We start from the raw sequence: 15,623 nt of genomic DNA, 5'->3' as shown, positions 1-15,623 counted from the left end.
TTAAAATTAACCTTGTTTACGAGCTGGTAACTTTTCACGAATACGTGCAGCTTTACCAGACAACTCGCGTAGGTAGTAAAGTTTAGCACGACGAACGTCACCACGACGTTTCACTTCGATTTTAGCAACGATTGGAGAGTGAGTTTGGAAAACACGCTCAACACCAACACCGCTAGAGATTTTACGAACTGTGAAAGCAGAGTTTAAACCACGGTTTTTCTTCGCGATTACAACACCTTCAAATGCTTGAAGACGCTCACGGTCACCCTCTTTTACTTTAACTTGAACGATAACAGTGTCACCAGGAGCAAAAGCAGGGATATCAGTTTTTAACTGTGCATTTTCAACAGCTTGAACTAAAGGATGTTTACCACTCATTGTGGAATCTCCAATATGTGCGGGAGAGAAGAGGTCTCTTACACCGCTGAGGATAGAGGCTAAAACGCATATCGCTCGTTTAACTTTCCCTTTAAAGCAAAATTACCCTAAAGAGCCTATTTTCAACTTAAACTCAGTTTAAGTAGTAACTCGAAGCAAAGCTTCTCGTCTGTTGCAAACACAAACTTCTAACAGTTTAGTCTTGCGAATTTTTAAGCCATTTTTTTTGCTGTTTAGTTAATTCAACTTTATCAACCAACTCTGGTCGACGATCTAAAGTTCGTTGATAACGCTGCAAAAAACGCCATTTCTCAATATTGGCATGATGTCCTGATTTAAGTACCTCAGGCACACCCAGCCCTTCGAAACAGTCAGGCTTGGTATATTGTGGACAATCCAATAGACCATCCACAAAAGAATCTTGTATCGCAGATTGCTCGTCAGACATGACATTTGGCAATCGACGAATAATACTATCAAGCAACACCATTGCTGGCAGTTCACCACCCGATAAAACGTAATCCCCAATTGACCATTCTTGATCAACATAATGCTGGATTAAACGCTCATCAACCCCTTCATAACGCCCACACAATACAATCAAACCATCATAATCAACGAATTGTTGTACTGCCTGTTCATTTAAAGTTTTCCCTTGCGGTGACATATACACCACTGGGGCATGAACACAGCCTGCTTGTGTTGCAAGTTGTTTAGCATGGTTAATTGCTTTTGCCAAAGGCTCAGCCATCATCACCATACCAGGACCACCACCGAACGGACGTTCATCCACTCGTTTATAGTTTCCCTCAGCAAAATCTCGTGGGTTAATGCAATTGACTTGCACGATGTCACGCTTTGCTGCACGCCCGCTAATCCCGTACGCTGTAATCGCTTCAAACATTTCAGGAAACAATGTGATGACTGCAAAAAACACCGCAGACTCCTCTATTTTCCTGCTGCGCTACTTTCCCCAAAAGGATTAGTAGTCTACGCCCCAATTGACGTAAATACGACCAGCTTCAAGATCAACACGTTGTACCACATCTTTATGCCACGGAATCATTCGCTCTTCAGCATCAACACTGTCAGCAGTCGCTTTAACGACCATGACATCATTGGCACCGGTTTCAAACAGTTCGTAGATTTGACCGAGATTGACTTCCTGTTCTTCATCATCAAGACCTAACACTGTTAGACCTTTAAGATCAGACCAGTAGTACTCGTCTACATCTGCTTTAGGAAGCTGTGATTTGGCAATCCAGATATTTGCGCCAACCAGATGTTCTGCACCCGTGCGATCATTTACGCCTTTTAATGCAACAACCAAGCCTTTGCCATGTGGTTTCCAACGTTTCACATCTATTGTTTGCCAACCTGCCTTGGTCTCAATGTACCAAGGAAGGTAGTCAAACATATTACTCATAGGTTCAGTATTTGAATAAACCCAGAGCCACCCATTCAATCCATAAGCTGAACGTAACTGTCCAATCTGAATACGATCTTCTGGCACATTCTGTGTCGATGTCATGGGCTACCTACTACGATTACGCAGCAGTTGCAGCTTTTTTAGCTTGAGCAGCTAAAGAAGCAACGCGCTCTGAAGGTTGAGCACCTTGAGCAACCCAGTGAGCAAAACGGTCAGCGTCTAAACGAACTTTTTCAGCTTTACCTTGTGCAGTTGGGTTAAAGAAACCAATACGTTCGATGAAACGACCATCACGTGCGTTACGGCTATCAGTTACAACGATTTGATAGAATGGACGTTTTTTTGCACCACCGCGCGCTAAACGAATAACAACCATGAGAACAACCTTATAATTTTTACGGATTATCCCTGCGCCGACCATCGGCAGCACTTCAAACCCCTTTCATAGAGGGCAATATTCTACGTTATATTTGCTTTGAAAGAAAGACTAAATTAAGAGTTATCCACAGTTTTGAATTTAGCAAGAATAATTGCCAATAACTAAGGTGATAGGCTACTTTAACTAAATCATGAAAACTACTAAATAAAAAAGCAAGCTAGTTAAGCTTGCTTTTGGGACTGGAAAGGAATCAATTAACGTCCATCCCAATTTGAAGTTGGCGAAAGGACACATGTCGAAGCACCTTTGGACCAAAATTTTTGACCTTGATCATTCAAACAGATCACCCCATTTCCATACTGCCTAGTACCACTTTTTGGAGTTGCTTTTAATAGCCAAGTTCTAACATTTGCGCCTGCATTAGTTAAAGCTATGCCATTTACATCAGTTAAAGTAATATCATATAAAGGCTTAGTTCTCGGAATAGCAGTTGTACCATAAATATTTTGAGCAGTTCTACCTGCATAAGTACTATTTGCCATCTTAAATTTAGCCAATCCGTGTGAAATTTCCATCATTTCAACTTGGGCGCTGGTTCGATCTACTCTAGTTTTATAGTTGATGTAAGAAGGGTATGCTATGCTTGCTAAAACACCAATAATTGCAATAACTAACATTAGCTCAACCAAAGTGAAGCCTCTACCTTTTGCTATTACCATGTCATACTCCCCGAAGATATAGCACCACAATCTACAAATGTTACGAGGGCCTGTGTTTTGTTTTTGCAATGCAATCCTTCACTATTAAGCAACAAATTATAATTATAAGGATCATTGCTTTCCGCTTTGATAACCCAACGGCGTGCCCGAGCGGCTGGATCTGTTAAAAGTCTAGTGGTTTGCTCTCCGTCGCGAATAAGAATCGTATATTTAATACTTGCACCCGTAGCACCTCTTGGCAAAGTGATAGATGTCATTGGCCCAGCTATTCCGTAGATAAAACTTGGATCAAATCCTCTGTAACTAAAATTCTTCGCCCTATGGCTTTGCAATTGTGCTTCTATTTTCTGCATTTCTTGTTGTGCCATCGAAGCATCTGAACGCCTTCCATATTCTCTGTAAGTAGGTATGGCAATTGCAGTCATGATCGCAATGATTACTAAAGCCAGCATAAGTTCAATTAATGTGAATCCTCCCATACGGCTTGATAAAGCCGATGGGGATCCAGAACTATTTGTAATTATTTTTTCCATCGCTCGTACCATCTTGTTGGGTTAATGGTAGGAACACATGTCCATAGACCAGAGCCTTTTTCATTTCCAGCAACCGTAACATCTGGACATTGTTTATTTGGATCATTATCTTTTGGAACCAAACTTTGACCAACAATACCAGCACCTAATGGAGGGTCATTACACTCTGCAACACCCACAGGGCATCCATCAACTTTCGTTTTGAAACCTGTTCCACTCTCTTGGCTACTATTGATTGTTCCATCTGTATTTAAACACACTCCAAACGGTAAACAATAACGCTGACGATCAGTTTCACCAACAACCCTTGGTAAACATGGATTCTTTGGCTCAATTCCTGTTCCTTGCGGATCATAAACAGAAACGAGGAGATTCCCTGTTATGGCAATTGGTTCTTCAAATGCTTTCATACCACCAGGTATACGGAAACTATTATCTGCACGCTCCGTACCTGAACTATTACTCGACAATGATCTGTACCAACCATTCTTGCTAGCTGTAGTTCCAATAAAGATGCTTGGAATATTACCACTTAGCAACTGCGGATTTTTTTGCATTGTTGATAAGTTAATATCCTGAGTAGCGAGTGTTGGTGTACCTGTAATCAAATTTGTCTGAATAAAATCACGATCTATCACACCATATACATTATTTACCAGACGATCATTTAATGCATTAAAAGGCAACATACCTTCACGCCCTTGTATTGGGAATACATCTAATGGTGTACTACGATTACCTGAAACCAGACCAATCAACATAAATGTTGTTGCCCCTTGGTCATGAATGGTCACTGTCGGAGCTTCATAAAAACGAGGATTTCTCCCTGCTGTGAGCGCAGTTCCACTCGTATCAGTCGCTAAATTTGCTAAACGGATAACTCGCTTACCAAAATTTGCTGAAGTCGTACCAACAGTATTATTCAAATCTGCGCGGAAAACCTGTCCCCCCAAATCACCAAAATATAGATGATCGATAAGTCCGTCATTATCTCTATCAATAGCACTAATCCGGCTAACAATACTATGTTTCATATTAGTATTATTAGTATCTGCACCTGTGTTACTTGCCCACCATAACCGAGCTCCTGTCTTAGCATCAATCATATAAACAGCATTTCCTTGTGCCGCTGTCTTATTGTTACAAGTGGTATCTGGAAAGTCTGTTGTCGAAACAGTAGAACCTAAACTGAACTTAGGATTTTCATAGCACTGATCATACCCACCACCAACTATCATTACACGTTTGATGACGTTATTTATACGCACATTCGCTAATACAGGTTTTGACCAAGATTGCCCCATACGACTGAATGCACTTTGATCTTTGCCTACTCTAAACAAAAATTTAGGTGCGCTCGGATCTAAGACATCAAGCCCATAATAGCTTTCTCCGCCCATTCTTAAACCACCGTAAATGTTCATTTGGCGTGCTTTAACCAAATTATCGCCAGTTGAAGAAGTCGCTTTTTGAACAGCATATAAGGAATCAGCTACCCAGGCACCATCTAAGCCATGTGTTGGAGCTGTTGGATCACCCTCACCTTTTACCAAAGCTTTTGATGCTGTTGTATTACGAAGGAGTTCAGACGGAACAAATACCATTTGCTCTACACCCGTCTGGCTATCAACAAGATGCAATCCTCCATCCATTGTTCCATAGAGAATCGATTGGCTTCGAGTAGTCGTTAAATTTCCTGAAGCATCTAAAGTCCCAGAGTAAGTTAATTGCACAGGGAATGAATGAATACTACCGCCCATTGCTAAATTCGGAGTAGCTGATAGCGTTAGTGAGCCAGGTAAAGATGTTGCCGTTGTATCAAGCGGAACGCTGAATCCTAAATAATTCAGTAGCTTTTGCTTACTATAAACAGGAATATCTTTTAGCGTAGTCTGAGTATTAAACTTATCAAGCACATAGGTAGATACATTAGTTTGAGGTATTGGACCAATAGGAATACGCAATAAAGTTTCGCCATTGCTCGATGCTGTTAAAGTTGCACCGCCAGTTGCAGAAATATCACTAAACAGTTTACGTAAAGCATTTGGTTGGGCTAAAAATTCATATTTTTTAGGATTAATCGTAAGATTTTCAACTTGACCTGAGATTGGCATTGGAACTCGTGAGTACGCCCCCCCTAAACCAATAATTCCACCATCGTTGTAACTTTTACCGTTATATACAGAGCTACTGTTCCACAAATCTTTAGTAGTCGTTTTGAAAGAGCCATCTTTATTAAATACTAAAGTAGTCCCATCTGCAGCACCAAAAGCACCTGCATTTGCACCTGATAATAGAACTTTGTATCGTTTTAAATTACCTGCCCAGATTAGTTTACTACTTTGTGGATCAGGTTCTAAGGCACGTAAATATCCATAAGGTTGTAAACCAGATGGACTTAGCGCATCTGCAGGTACAGAGATTGCACCCGTAGTTAGTGGCTCTAAAGGTGTTGCGCCGAGGTTATTAATAAATGAAATAACACTATCTGTCACGCCTGAAGCACTTTGCGTAGGAAAGAAACCACCATTACCATAACCTGGTGCAGTTACCGGATAACCAGATTGATTAGGAGAACATTTATCATCACCTGTACGATCAGCCTGAGTTCTAGAACTAATTCGACAAGCATTCCGAGCATCATCTGCACCAGAAGTAGCTGTTAAATTATTCATTACAGAACCAAATCCAACAAAGGCTGTTTGAATTGGAAGATTTACAGGGTTCTTACTTTGACCAACATCTGATTGAATTTGCCCACCGTTATAAAGTTTTTTCGCAAACTCACCCATGCAATCCCAAGCCGAGTCACTACCTGTATTTGTTAGACCGCCACTACAACTAAAACCAGTCCCCTTATCCCCTAAAGCTTTTGACATTACTTGTGTAGCTTCAGCAGTACTGGAACTATTTGCAGCACCATCTGATAAGAAATAAATTCCCTGACCGTCACAAGAAACTCGATCGGCAGCGGCAGGTAATGGTGATTTATAGGCAACGTCAATATCATCAGCCGTTCGATCCATTACAATGTCTGGGTTCGACGTTGTATCTCTACTTTTTGATTTTGGAACACCACTATTTGCATCCGCATTAATTTGATACAACTGGGATTCATTTACCCTGTAAATAATTTGTTGGTTAATATTCGCACTAGGATTATTCACTGTGGTGGGGTTGGTTGAGTCATAGGTAAATGTCGGCTGAGATGTCCATACTGGATTTGTATTAGTATTACCAGTACTTGTAGCTGTTGTTGAAGGATTAGCTACCCAATTTGAACAAGTTTGTGTATTGGTATTACCAAAAACTGTGGCATTCCAAGCCGTACAATTTGATACAGTGTAGGTATAAGTATAATTATATTTTCCTGATAGAAAAATAGTGACATATTTTCTGACTAATCTTTGCCTTTCCACAGCAATATCACGGTAGACTCGATTTTCAGTATATGTCGATGTTCCCATTAGATAGGCAGCAGCTTCTGCATATGCATGGGCAGATGGCGTACCATTACTTGCCACTAAACCCGCAACGGCAGTTTTCAATGCTACTCGCTGAGCTGAACCCGTAGCTCCAAGTTGCTTAGCAGCTACAAGAATCTCACCAGATGAGCCATCCCCTGTTGTTGTACCAGAGTTATAACCAGAAAAATGCCCCAAACCTACGCGTACATTATTTAAAGTTGGATTATTGCTATCTAAAAAAGCAAACATACCATCTTTGAGACGGCTCAAACGATCATAGCAACGATATCCTGTGATTGAAGAGCCTGTTGCTCCTAGAGGTTGTGCCTCACAGCCAGAAGAGGTATCTTTAACTTTCGCATTTGTCGTACTTGCAGATATTGAACAATAATAACGCGTATAAGATGGTGTTGTTGAACTAGTTGCCGAAGTTACACTACACGTACTACTTGTTAAGCCATAATCATCATACAAACTATAGCCTGAACTAAGTGTATAACCCATCGAACCAGAGGTGTCCAACATCATAACGATCGTTTTTTTACCTGCTGTTGGTACAGCATAGATCTGCATATCTGTAGCTTGAGCAACAGAAGAAGCGATCAATACCGTTCCAGTAAATGCCCAAGTAAATGACACACCATATTTAATTTGGTGAGTATTTTTTTTGGGATTTAATTTTTTGTGCTTTTCCATCCTAATTCTCCCCATTTACGTTGGTGCAGTTACCTGAACATAACGTGTCTTCAAGTCTATTTCTTGAATTTGTGTATTTACTGGAATTCCATAATCACTCAAACAATCAGCAATCGTTCTTTTTGTATTAAGATCTGCGTCAGAGTTGTCATTAATATAACCAACAGCTGAGGCATCTCCAATACAGTCACGTTGAACATCAGCTAAGCTAGCACTAGAATAATTCGGTAAAATTGATGTAGCAGTTATCCTTACACGACCAACAACTTTACCTTGTTGAATATTGCCATCTTTACTTGCATCTGAACCGCGTTCTAAGCTCGCACCTGGAGCAGCATTTAAAGTATCATCATTAATATATTTTACAGAAACTTGAGTAACTACAGCCTGCCGCGCACTACCAAAATCGGCCTCTAAATTACAAAAGCCGCTACGATTGCTTTCAGTAGTATCTACAGTTGCTTTAGTATTATCTGCTGAAGTTGCTGATGGGGGAATAAGAACAGTGACATCTAAAATACTTCCCATTTGCAATGAAGCTGTTGGTCTATAACAAAAAGTATATTCACGCCCCCTACTCAAAGGATCTTGTTGATCACTTATTGCTTTACCTACTGCTCCCATAACAGAAGTTAAATTTTTGAATTGACTTTGATTGAGAATAGTATTAGTGGGCGTATCACTGGTTTGTAATAGTAACTGGCCGATTTGACTATTAGTGGCAATATTAAGTGATGTTGTCGCTATACGTATTGCAATCACCCCAACGATAGTTATCACAAGTAACATAATCAAAACAACGATTAAAGTTGCACCTTTTTGCTGATTTGGAAGTATAAGTTGGTTTCTCATTATTTTTCTCCCAAACCATTTCTAAAAGTTACAGTAGTGCTATAAACCCTTCTAGCATATTTTGTATTCGCATCATTCAAAGTAACACTCTGATTTAAAATATTAATGTTTTTAGTTAAATCTATAGAATCATTCCGAGTATTATCCGTCGAACGAACTAAAACAGCTAATTTGACTGAAACGATACGTGGAGGATCACTAGGTGTGGCTGCAGTTCTTGCAGCTCTAGCAATATTTCTATACTGATTTATCGTGTAATAAGCTAGATTTCCATTTTGGTTTTTAGTACCTAACTGCACCGCAAAATGATCAACCCGCGGCATGATCAACTCACCCGCTCCGCCAAACCCTGTTATTGAGGTTGGTTTAGATACGGCTGTTGTACCACTTGGAGTAGGAGTATTAGCATCACATGCTAAACCATAATCGTTACCTGTGGTCAGAGATGCATCTGCTCGCCTAATAAAGTAACGTTCAATAACATAGTCACCTGATTGAACATTAGCACCCTCACAATTTACCATTGCACGTGGAGCAACAAATTGTATCGTGAGCTGATCACTTGATTGATTTACATTTGATAGACCTTGCCATTCATTTTGGGTAGTACTTACAGCTTCACCAGTACCAACACTATGACTCAACAAACCAGTTGAAATAAATGGGGCAGCTGCAGGAATAGGTATATTTGCATCACTGACTGCTGCCGTTTTAGCTGTTAAAACCACACCTCCCCAAGGAGTTTGTTCATTTAAATTAGGAAAATCAGTATTAAGATAGTTGGTTAAACGAATATCTCTTGCAACATAATCTAACCCGAATACACCACTATTTTGTAATTCAGCATTTGCTTCTTGCATCCTAGAAGTTAATACACCTCCAAGAAAAAGCTGCACAGCAGCAGCAGAAATGAGAAGTCCTAATGCCAATGCCACCATAAGCTCTACAAGCGTAAAACCTAGCTGCAGCTGATATTTATTATTCTTTTGAATAGAGACTTTCATTTAATAGGCCTCCATCATCAAGCAATTCGAACCATTGACATATACTCCAGCAGCAGTCATGCACTGACTAACATTCGCTGAAGTATTAGTGGCACTTAAAGATGTATTTCCCCATGATATAAATAAACACTGTCTTCTGATTGGTGAGGCCCCTACACCTGGACAATCGTCCATAGTTAGATTCATACCTATCTCGAAAGCATCTCTAGCAGCAATAAAGGCATCATAATTTGCCATTTGTACTGGTGTGCAAGCTGTTGTTGGATTAAAACAACTTGGTGAAGGAGCTGTAGGTATGCTCGTGATATTTGTATATCCTCTTACAGCAGCAGGATAATTATTCTGAGCTGTGGAATTAGCTCTCATATTTTCAGCTAAAGTACGTAAAATCAGCATCCCTTGCGATCGAGATAAAGCCTCGCCTGAAGCTTCAACAGCTCTTAATTGTAAAATACTGTATCCTAAAACACCGATTGCCAACAATAAAAGTGCGACCAAAACTTCGATCATACCAACACCTTTTTGATAATTATTGATTCTCATTAGCAAGTTCCTGGAGTTTGAGTGATGATTCCTAATCTTGTAACTGTAATGGTCTTTTGTTTACCTGATTTACATAGATCAAATGTTTGAGTTGCACTAGCCCCTCCGACTTCATTCACTAATATACTAATGCCACTTGTGGAACGAACTACGACATCAGGATTTATCTGAGCCAATATCACTCTAGTTTTCTGAACTTCTAGTTTTTGATTAGCGTCCATAGCAGCATACCCTGGTATTGCTGCTTGAATCGCACATTCATTTGCATCGAAATTATTGTCGGTATTGGTCTTGTTTAAACATAAGGCCACTGGAGCTTTCATTAATGACGCACGTGATTTTGCTAAATCTACTGACAGAAGGATTTCTCGAGTAGAACTATTTATTTTTTGTTGAGCTACAAAATTTCCAAAACTAGGCGCTGCTAATGTTGCAATAATTGCAAGTATAGCAATTGTCACCATCAATTCAATTAAGGTGAATCCTCGATTGTTCCCCATCGTTTTGCACCTGATTATCCAAATTCCCTTAATTTATATTAAATCTTATTTTTACAGAACCAATACAAAGCAGATAAGCATCATAAAAAAACGGATAGACTGCAGATCATCCGTTTTTAGTTCACATTTTTCTATAAAAATTAGGCTTGTATCACCTGAATACGTAACTCTTTAGGTAAGCTAAATGTAATGTTCTCTTCTCGTCCATCCAACTCTTTAGGAGGGGCTGCACCCCAATCTTGTAACCGTTGAATCACTTGTTTGATTAGTATCTCTGGCGCAGATGCACCTGCAGTCACACCGATTTTACTTTCTTGCTTAAACCATTCTTTTTCAAGCTGATCAGCATTATCCACGAGATAAGCAGATTTACCCATCCGCTCTGCCAACTCGCGTAAGCGATTTGAATTCGATGAATTCGGAGAACCTACTACCAACACTACATCACATTGTTCAGCCAAATCACGTACCGCATCTTGACGATTTTGAGTGGCATAACAAATATCATCTTTCCTCGGACCTTGGATCTTAGGAAATTTTGTTCTTAAGGCATCGATGACCTTAGCAGTATCATCAATCGAAAGCGTCGTTTGAGTGACAAATGCAACTTTATGAGGATGTTCAACCACCAAAGCTTCAACATCTTCTTCATCTTCAACCAGATAAATCTTTCCGCCACCAGATTTATCATATTGCCCCATTGTGCCTTCAACCTCAGGATGCCCCTCATGCCCAATTAGGATTGCTTCCGTTCCTTCTCTAGCATATTTCGTGACCTCAATATGTACTTTAGTCACTAAAGGGCAAGTTGCGTCAAATACTTTTAGACCTCGACGATCTGCTTCTTGTTGTACAGCTTTTGAAACACCGTGAGCACTAAAAATCACAATCGAGCCATCTGGCACTTGGTCCAGCTCATCAACAAACACTGCGCCACGCTGACGTAGATCATCAACCACAAACTTGTTGTGTACGACTTCATGACGAACATAAATTGGCGGATTAAAACATTCTAGTGCGCGATTGACGATTGCTATCGCACGGTCAACACCAGCACAGAAGCCTCGCGGATTGGCCAATACAATTTCCATAACATCCTCTCTTATCACCTGAATATTTATGCCAAACTATTTCGTTTAATGGCACGCTACACTACAATAGCCAAGATATTTTATCATATCAGGAAAAATATCATGTCGGGTCTATTGTTTGTCGTTTCTGCGGCATCAGGAACAGGCAAAACATCTCTCGTTAAAGCCCTACTCGATCGAGTCAGCAATTTACACGTTTCTGTCTCTCATACTACACGCGGTCAACGCTCTGGTGAACTTGATGGTGTTCACTATCATTTTACTGATACTGAAACTTTTTTAGCTCAAGTAGAACAAGGTGGTTTTATTGAGTATGCAGAAGTATTTGGTAATTACTACGGTACATCTCAAGCCAAAGTCAAAGAACAATTACAACAAGGTCATGATGTGTTACTCGAGATTGACTGGCAGGGTGCTGATCAAGTTCGTCGACTTTTTCCTGAATCAAAACAAATTTTTATCTTACCGCCAACTCAATATGATTTAAGACAACGATTATCTAATCGCGGAACAGATTCAGTTGAAGTAATTGAACATCGTTTAAGTTGTGCTGTAGAAGATATGCGTCATTTCGCAAATTTCGATTACATCATCATCAATGATGATTTCAATAAAGCTGTTCATGATTTAGAAGCAATTATTACAGCAAATCGTTTAGTTACCTTACAGCAAAGTGCTCGTCACCAGCAATTAATTGAAAAGTTAATCACCCTTAATCGTGAATAACTTGAGTCTTATTTAAAAGCCTTTTATACTATTTAGTCTTTTCAAATGTAATGTTCAAACGAGACAACTTATGGCACGTGTAACCGTTGAAGATTGTTTAGACCACGTAGATAACCGTTTTGAGTTAGTACTGGTAGCGAGTAAACGTGCACGCCAATTAGCACGTCAAGGTATGGAACCAACTGTAGAATGGGATAATGATAAACCAACAGTCGTTTCATTACGCGAAATTGCGGCAGGTCATGTCACTAAAGAAATTTTAAAACAACGCGATCAAGATTATCAGACTTCAAATCTTGATATGGTGTTGTCTACAAACTCATTAAATTTAGAAGGCTTCTCTTTCTAAATTGGATTTGCTTTGTCTAAAAGCCCATTGTGAATACACTGGGCTTTTTTGTTTGTTGAAAATTTCAGCGCCATATTGGTAAAAACAATATATTTCATTGAAAAAATTTACGAGTTTTTCTAATGAACAAATTGACAAGTTTCACAATATGCTTTTCATTAGAAGCTAGTCTTATTTATTCCTGAATTCATGTTATAAAAGGTGTTTTATGCCAGGCGAAGAGGTCAGCCAAGCCAAGCAACAACTTAAGGTCATTATTGAAGCCTATCTCAAAGATAGTGATATTCAGAGTGTACTTGCTGCCTGTGATTTTGCTGATTTAGCACATAGTGGTATTACACGAAAAAGTGGTGAGCCCTACGTTCTTCATCCTATTGCTGTGAGTTGCATTCTGGCACATATGCGTTTAGATGCTGATACGCTTATGGCAGCCTTATTACACGACGTGATAGAAGATACTGAATTTAGCAAAGATGAGATTGGTGAAAAATTTGGATCCGTAGTTGCCGAACTTGTTGATGGTGTGACTAAACTCAGCCACTCAAGTGATAAAGAATATAATAAGGCAGCATCATTCCGCAAAATTCTACAGGCTACTTTACAAGATCCACGTGTCATTATTATTAAATTAGCAGATCGCTATCATAATATGACAACCCTAGGTGCATTGCGTCCAGATAAACGAGCACGTATCGCGCAAGAAACCTTTGATATTTTCGTACCCATGGCACGTCTTGTCGGTATGAATGAGATGGCCGATAACCTAGAACACTTATGTTATCAAAATCTTGATTTGGATATGTTTAATGATGTGCAAACCGCATTATTAGAAACCAAACCCAAACGTTGTGAATACCAAGCGGTATGGGAGCAAAAATTATCAGATTTGCTGAAAAAATATAATCTACAAGGGCGTATTAAGAAGAAAAATAATAACATCGAACTACTACGTCATTTTGTAAAAAATGAAATTGATTTAAATGAACTAAGTCATAGCCATGCTTTTGAAATTATTCTTCAAAGTATTGCTGATTGCGACCGTCTAGTCGAAGCACTCAAAGATAATTTTCAAGTCTTACAATATAACGATCATATTCGCCGCCCTTTACCAGGTGGCAATCAATCATTAATGATTAAGCTAAAAGGTGAAAAAACAACATTATCTTTGACGATCCAAACCGAATTAATGCGTAAAGCTGCTCGTTTTGGTGTAGTACTCGGAGAGAATGCACCTCAAGCATGCCGTTCGGCAATTCAAGCTTCGATGCAGAACCTAAATACGCTCATAGACAGTGATTGTGCAAAAACCACTTTTAGCGACTTACTTGATTATTTACATCAAGAAAAAATTTGGGTCTATACGCCGCATGGTCAATTACATGAGCTTCCTCAAGGCGCCACTGTCGTTGATTTCGCCTACTCAGCCAGCCTATTTTTAGGCAATCATGCTGTTGGTGCAAAAGTTGATGGTGAAATTCGTCCTCTTTCAACTCCATTGCATAGCGGACAAGTAGTTGAAATTATCACAGACGTATTAGCAACACCGAATCCAGATTGGCTCAGTTTCATTAATACTCAAAAAGCACGTCGTGCATTACAGAATTTGCTAAGAGAACAAGATATTGATGAGCAACGCCTTGTAGGTCAGCAAGCACTTAATCGCGCTTTAAAACTATTTCATCGCTCTATAGATGACCTTTCAGCAGAAGACTGGATTAGTGTGCTTGAGTGGCGACATTTAGCTGATAAAGATACGCTATTTGAACAAATCGCAGTTGGGGATTTATTACCTCAATTGGTTGCAAATCATTTATTTGCTCAAGATTATCACTCTCAGCATCATGAAACTTCCGATCGCTTGATTTTAGGAACTGAGGGTGTTGATGTAAAATATGCACACTGTTGTAATCCTGTGCTTGGAGATCCAATTCAAGGACATTTATCTCGACGTGGTTTAATCGTACACCGTTCACGCTGCCGTAATTTACTGCATGAACAACACCTACATCCTGAAAACATTATGCCTTTACACTGGCAATCAGAAGAAATTGATGATGTTCGCTTTAGTGCATTCTTATGTATTCATATGACGATGAGTGACGAACAAATTTCTGACCTGATTTATCAATGCCGCAAAGCCAAAACAGGCGTAGAAATGGTCTATTCTCAAGACCAGAAAACCTATGTGAATATAGTCGTGAGCAATCGAAATCAAATTGCCCAAATTATTCGTGATTTACGCATGCATTTTGGCTTCCCACGGATTGAACGCTTAAATATGCCAACCGCCCAACCAGAGGTTGCAAAAATTAGTTAATCGTTTAATACACGATGTTCGCCCAGACCTAAAATTGTAAGATTCCATATTCTTAAAGCTAATGAATCATTTGCAAACAATTGCGACTAAACAGTATTCGACCGTTTCCGAGCCAAACTTTTGTGTTAAAGTCACATTGTTTAAGATAGAAACAATGACATAGGAGAGCTTAATGTCACGTCAAGTTATTCATACTGAACACGCCCCTGCTGCTATCGGAACATATTCTCAAGCAATTCTTGTTGGCAATACGCTCTATCTTTCAGGTCAAATTGGCTTAGACCCATACAGTATGGAACTTGTAGAAGGTATTGAGGCTCAGATTCGTCGTGTATTCGACAATCTAAAAGCTGTATGCGCAGCCGCAGGTGGCAGCTTAGCAGATATCGCTAAATTGAATATTTTCCTTACAGATCTTTCTCACTTCCAATTGGTGAACCAAATTATGGGCGAATATTTTGCTCAGCCGTATCCAGCTCGTGCAGCATTGGGTGTAGCAAGCCTACCTAAAAGTGCACTAGTCGAAATGGATGGTATTGTTATTATTCCAACATAGAATTAAATACTATATTTATCAAATAGATAAAATGAAGAAAGAATACCACCGATCAGGTGGTATTTTTTTATTCAAATTCTCAAT

Annotated in this window: 16 protein-coding genes; 4 read left to right on the top strand and 12 right to left on the bottom strand. The window is 39.5% G+C overall.

Features of this window, described 5'->3' with window-relative positions; genetic code table 11:
- Positions 1-6: 6 nt before the first annotated feature.
- The 12 genes from rplS to ispH form a co-directional block, all read right to left on the bottom strand.
- The gene (gene rplS / locus AC0JIQ_RS01515) at positions 7-378 is read right to left on the bottom strand and encodes a 50S ribosomal protein L19 (protein ID WP_004660214.1); all 372 of its coding nucleotides are present in this window, start codon (positions 376-378) and stop codon (positions 7-9) included.
- 196 nt (positions 379-574) lie between these two features.
- Complete coding sequence (trmD, locus tag AC0JIQ_RS01510; RefSeq protein WP_474202432.1) at positions 575-1,315, bottom strand: tRNA (guanosine(37)-N1)-methyltransferase TrmD; 741 nt, start codon at positions 1,313-1,315, stop codon at positions 575-577.
- A gap of 45 nt (positions 1,316-1,360) precedes the next feature.
- Positions 1,361-1,909, bottom strand: a complete 549-nt coding sequence (rimM, locus tag AC0JIQ_RS01505) for a ribosome maturation factor RimM (protein ID WP_009513842.1) — start codon at positions 1,907-1,909, stop codon at positions 1,361-1,363.
- A gap of 16 nt (positions 1,910-1,925) precedes the next feature.
- A complete protein-coding gene (gene rpsP, locus AC0JIQ_RS01500) occupies positions 1,926-2,183 on the bottom strand; it encodes a 30S ribosomal protein S16 (RefSeq protein WP_004776006.1) in 258 nt (85 codons plus the stop codon).
- Positions 2,184-2,440: 257 nt separating this feature from the next.
- Entirely contained in the window at positions 2,441-2,905 is a 465-nt protein-coding gene (locus tag AC0JIQ_RS01495; protein WP_474202431.1) for a type IV pilin protein, read from the bottom strand.
- Positions 2,899-3,438, bottom strand: coding sequence for a type IV pilin protein (locus AC0JIQ_RS01490; RefSeq protein WP_474202430.1), 540 nt, complete (start codon positions 3,436-3,438; stop codon positions 2,899-2,901). Before AC0JIQ_RS01490 ends, AC0JIQ_RS01495 begins: the two co-directional genes overlap by 7 nt.
- A complete protein-coding gene (locus AC0JIQ_RS01485; protein ID WP_474202429.1) occupies positions 3,426-7,601 on the bottom strand; it encodes a PilC/PilY family type IV pilus protein in 4,176 nt (1,391 codons plus the stop codon). Before AC0JIQ_RS01485 ends, AC0JIQ_RS01490 begins: the two co-directional genes overlap by 13 nt.
- Positions 7,602-7,616: 15 nt before the next feature.
- The gene (locus AC0JIQ_RS01480) at positions 7,617-8,453 is read right to left on the bottom strand and encodes a pilus assembly PilX family protein (protein WP_474202428.1); all 837 of its coding nucleotides are present in this window, start codon (positions 8,451-8,453) and stop codon (positions 7,617-7,619) included.
- Complete coding sequence (locus AC0JIQ_RS01475) at positions 8,453-9,457, bottom strand: PilW family protein (RefSeq protein WP_474202427.1); 1,005 nt, start codon at positions 9,455-9,457, stop codon at positions 8,453-8,455. Before AC0JIQ_RS01475 ends, AC0JIQ_RS01480 begins: the two co-directional genes overlap by 1 nt.
- A complete protein-coding gene (gene pilV / locus AC0JIQ_RS01470) occupies positions 9,458-10,000 on the bottom strand; it encodes a type IV pilus modification protein PilV (protein WP_474202426.1) in 543 nt (180 codons plus the stop codon).
- Positions 10,000-10,500 (bottom strand): pilus assembly FimT family protein, encoded by a 501-nt coding sequence (locus tag AC0JIQ_RS01465; protein WP_474202425.1) that lies wholly within the window; start codon positions 10,498-10,500, stop codon positions 10,000-10,002. Before AC0JIQ_RS01465 ends, pilV begins: the two co-directional genes overlap by 1 nt.
- A 140-nt stretch (positions 10,501-10,640) precedes the next feature.
- A complete protein-coding gene (gene ispH / locus AC0JIQ_RS01460) occupies positions 10,641-11,591 on the bottom strand; it encodes a 4-hydroxy-3-methylbut-2-enyl diphosphate reductase (protein ID WP_474202424.1) in 951 nt (316 codons plus the stop codon).
- A 102-nt stretch (positions 11,592-11,693) separates the two neighbouring features.
- Here ispH and gmk point away from each other — a divergent pair, with 102 nt between their 5' ends.
- The 4 genes from gmk (at position 11,694) to AC0JIQ_RS01440 (ending at position 15,539) form a co-directional block, all read left to right on the top strand.
- Positions 11,694-12,317: a guanylate kinase gene (gene gmk / locus AC0JIQ_RS01455; RefSeq protein ID WP_474202423.1), complete on the top strand. Its 624-nt coding sequence runs from the start codon at positions 11,694-11,696 to the stop codon at positions 12,315-12,317.
- A 70-nt stretch (positions 12,318-12,387) separates the two neighbouring features.
- Positions 12,388-12,666 carry a DNA-directed RNA polymerase subunit omega gene (gene rpoZ, locus AC0JIQ_RS01450; protein WP_004660187.1) on the top strand — a complete coding sequence of 93 codons (279 nt, stop codon included), beginning with the start codon at positions 12,388-12,390 and terminating at the stop codon, positions 12,664-12,666.
- Between the two features lie 208 nt (positions 12,667-12,874).
- Positions 12,875-14,983: a RelA/SpoT family protein gene (locus AC0JIQ_RS01445; protein ID WP_474202422.1), complete on the top strand. Its 2,109-nt coding sequence runs from the start codon at positions 12,875-12,877 to the stop codon at positions 14,981-14,983.
- Positions 14,984-15,155: 172 nt separating this feature from the next.
- A complete protein-coding gene (locus AC0JIQ_RS01440) occupies positions 15,156-15,539 on the top strand; it encodes a RidA family protein (protein WP_474202421.1) in 384 nt (127 codons plus the stop codon).
- Positions 15,540-15,623: the final 84 nt, after the last annotated feature.

The organism is Acinetobacter sp. FB, assembly GCF_056033405.1.
The sequence above is the reverse complement of the archived record's forward strand: the minus strand, read 5'-3'. Positions and strand labels throughout refer to the sequence as shown.

What these genes read in the sequence shown, in the direction of transcription:
- AC0JIQ_RS01480 (WP_474202428.1), bottom strand. Translation starts at nt 8,453, where the DNA reads ATGAGAAACCAACTTATACTTCCAAATCAGCAAAAAGGTGCAACTTTA.
- AC0JIQ_RS01465 (WP_474202425.1), bottom strand. Translation starts at nt 10,500, where the DNA reads ATGGGGAACAATCGAGGATTCACCTTAATTGAATTGATGGTGACAATT.
- rimM (WP_009513842.1), bottom strand. Translation starts at nt 1,909, where the DNA reads ATGACATCGACACAGAATGTGCCAGAAGATCGTATTCAGATTGGACAG.
- AC0JIQ_RS01440 (WP_474202421.1), top strand. Translation starts at nt 15,156, where the DNA reads ATGTCACGTCAAGTTATTCATACTGAACACGCCCCTGCTGCTATCGGA.
- rpoZ (WP_004660187.1), top strand. Translation starts at nt 12,388, where the DNA reads ATGGCACGTGTAACCGTTGAAGATTGTTTAGACCACGTAGATAACCGT.
- rpsP (WP_004776006.1), bottom strand. Translation starts at nt 2,183, where the DNA reads ATGGTTGTTATTCGTTTAGCGCGCGGTGGTGCAAAAAAACGTCCATTC.
- rplS (WP_004660214.1), bottom strand. Translation starts at nt 378, where the DNA reads ATGAGTGGTAAACATCCTTTAGTTCAAGCTGTTGAAAATGCACAGTTA.
- pilV (WP_474202426.1), bottom strand. Translation starts at nt 10,000, where the DNA reads ATGAGAATCAATAATTATCAAAAAGGTGTTGGTATGATCGAAGTTTTG.
- AC0JIQ_RS01490 (WP_474202430.1), bottom strand. Translation starts at nt 3,438, where the DNA reads ATGGAAAAAATAATTACAAATAGTTCTGGATCCCCATCGGCTTTATCA.
- AC0JIQ_RS01445 (WP_474202422.1), top strand. Translation starts at nt 12,875, where the DNA reads ATGCCAGGCGAAGAGGTCAGCCAAGCCAAGCAACAACTTAAGGTCATT.
- ispH (WP_474202424.1), bottom strand. Translation starts at nt 11,591, where the DNA reads ATGGAAATTGTATTGGCCAATCCGCGAGGCTTCTGTGCTGGTGTTGAC.
- gmk (WP_474202423.1), top strand. Translation starts at nt 11,694, where the DNA reads ATGTCGGGTCTATTGTTTGTCGTTTCTGCGGCATCAGGAACAGGCAAA.
- AC0JIQ_RS01495 (WP_474202431.1), bottom strand. Translation starts at nt 2,905, where the DNA reads ATGGTAATAGCAAAAGGTAGAGGCTTCACTTTGGTTGAGCTAATGTTA.
- AC0JIQ_RS01475 (WP_474202427.1), bottom strand. Translation starts at nt 9,457, where the DNA reads ATGAAAGTCTCTATTCAAAAGAATAATAAATATCAGCTGCAGCTAGGT.
- AC0JIQ_RS01485 (WP_474202429.1), bottom strand. Translation starts at nt 7,601, where the DNA reads ATGGAAAAGCACAAAAAATTAAATCCCAAAAAAAATACTCACCAAATT.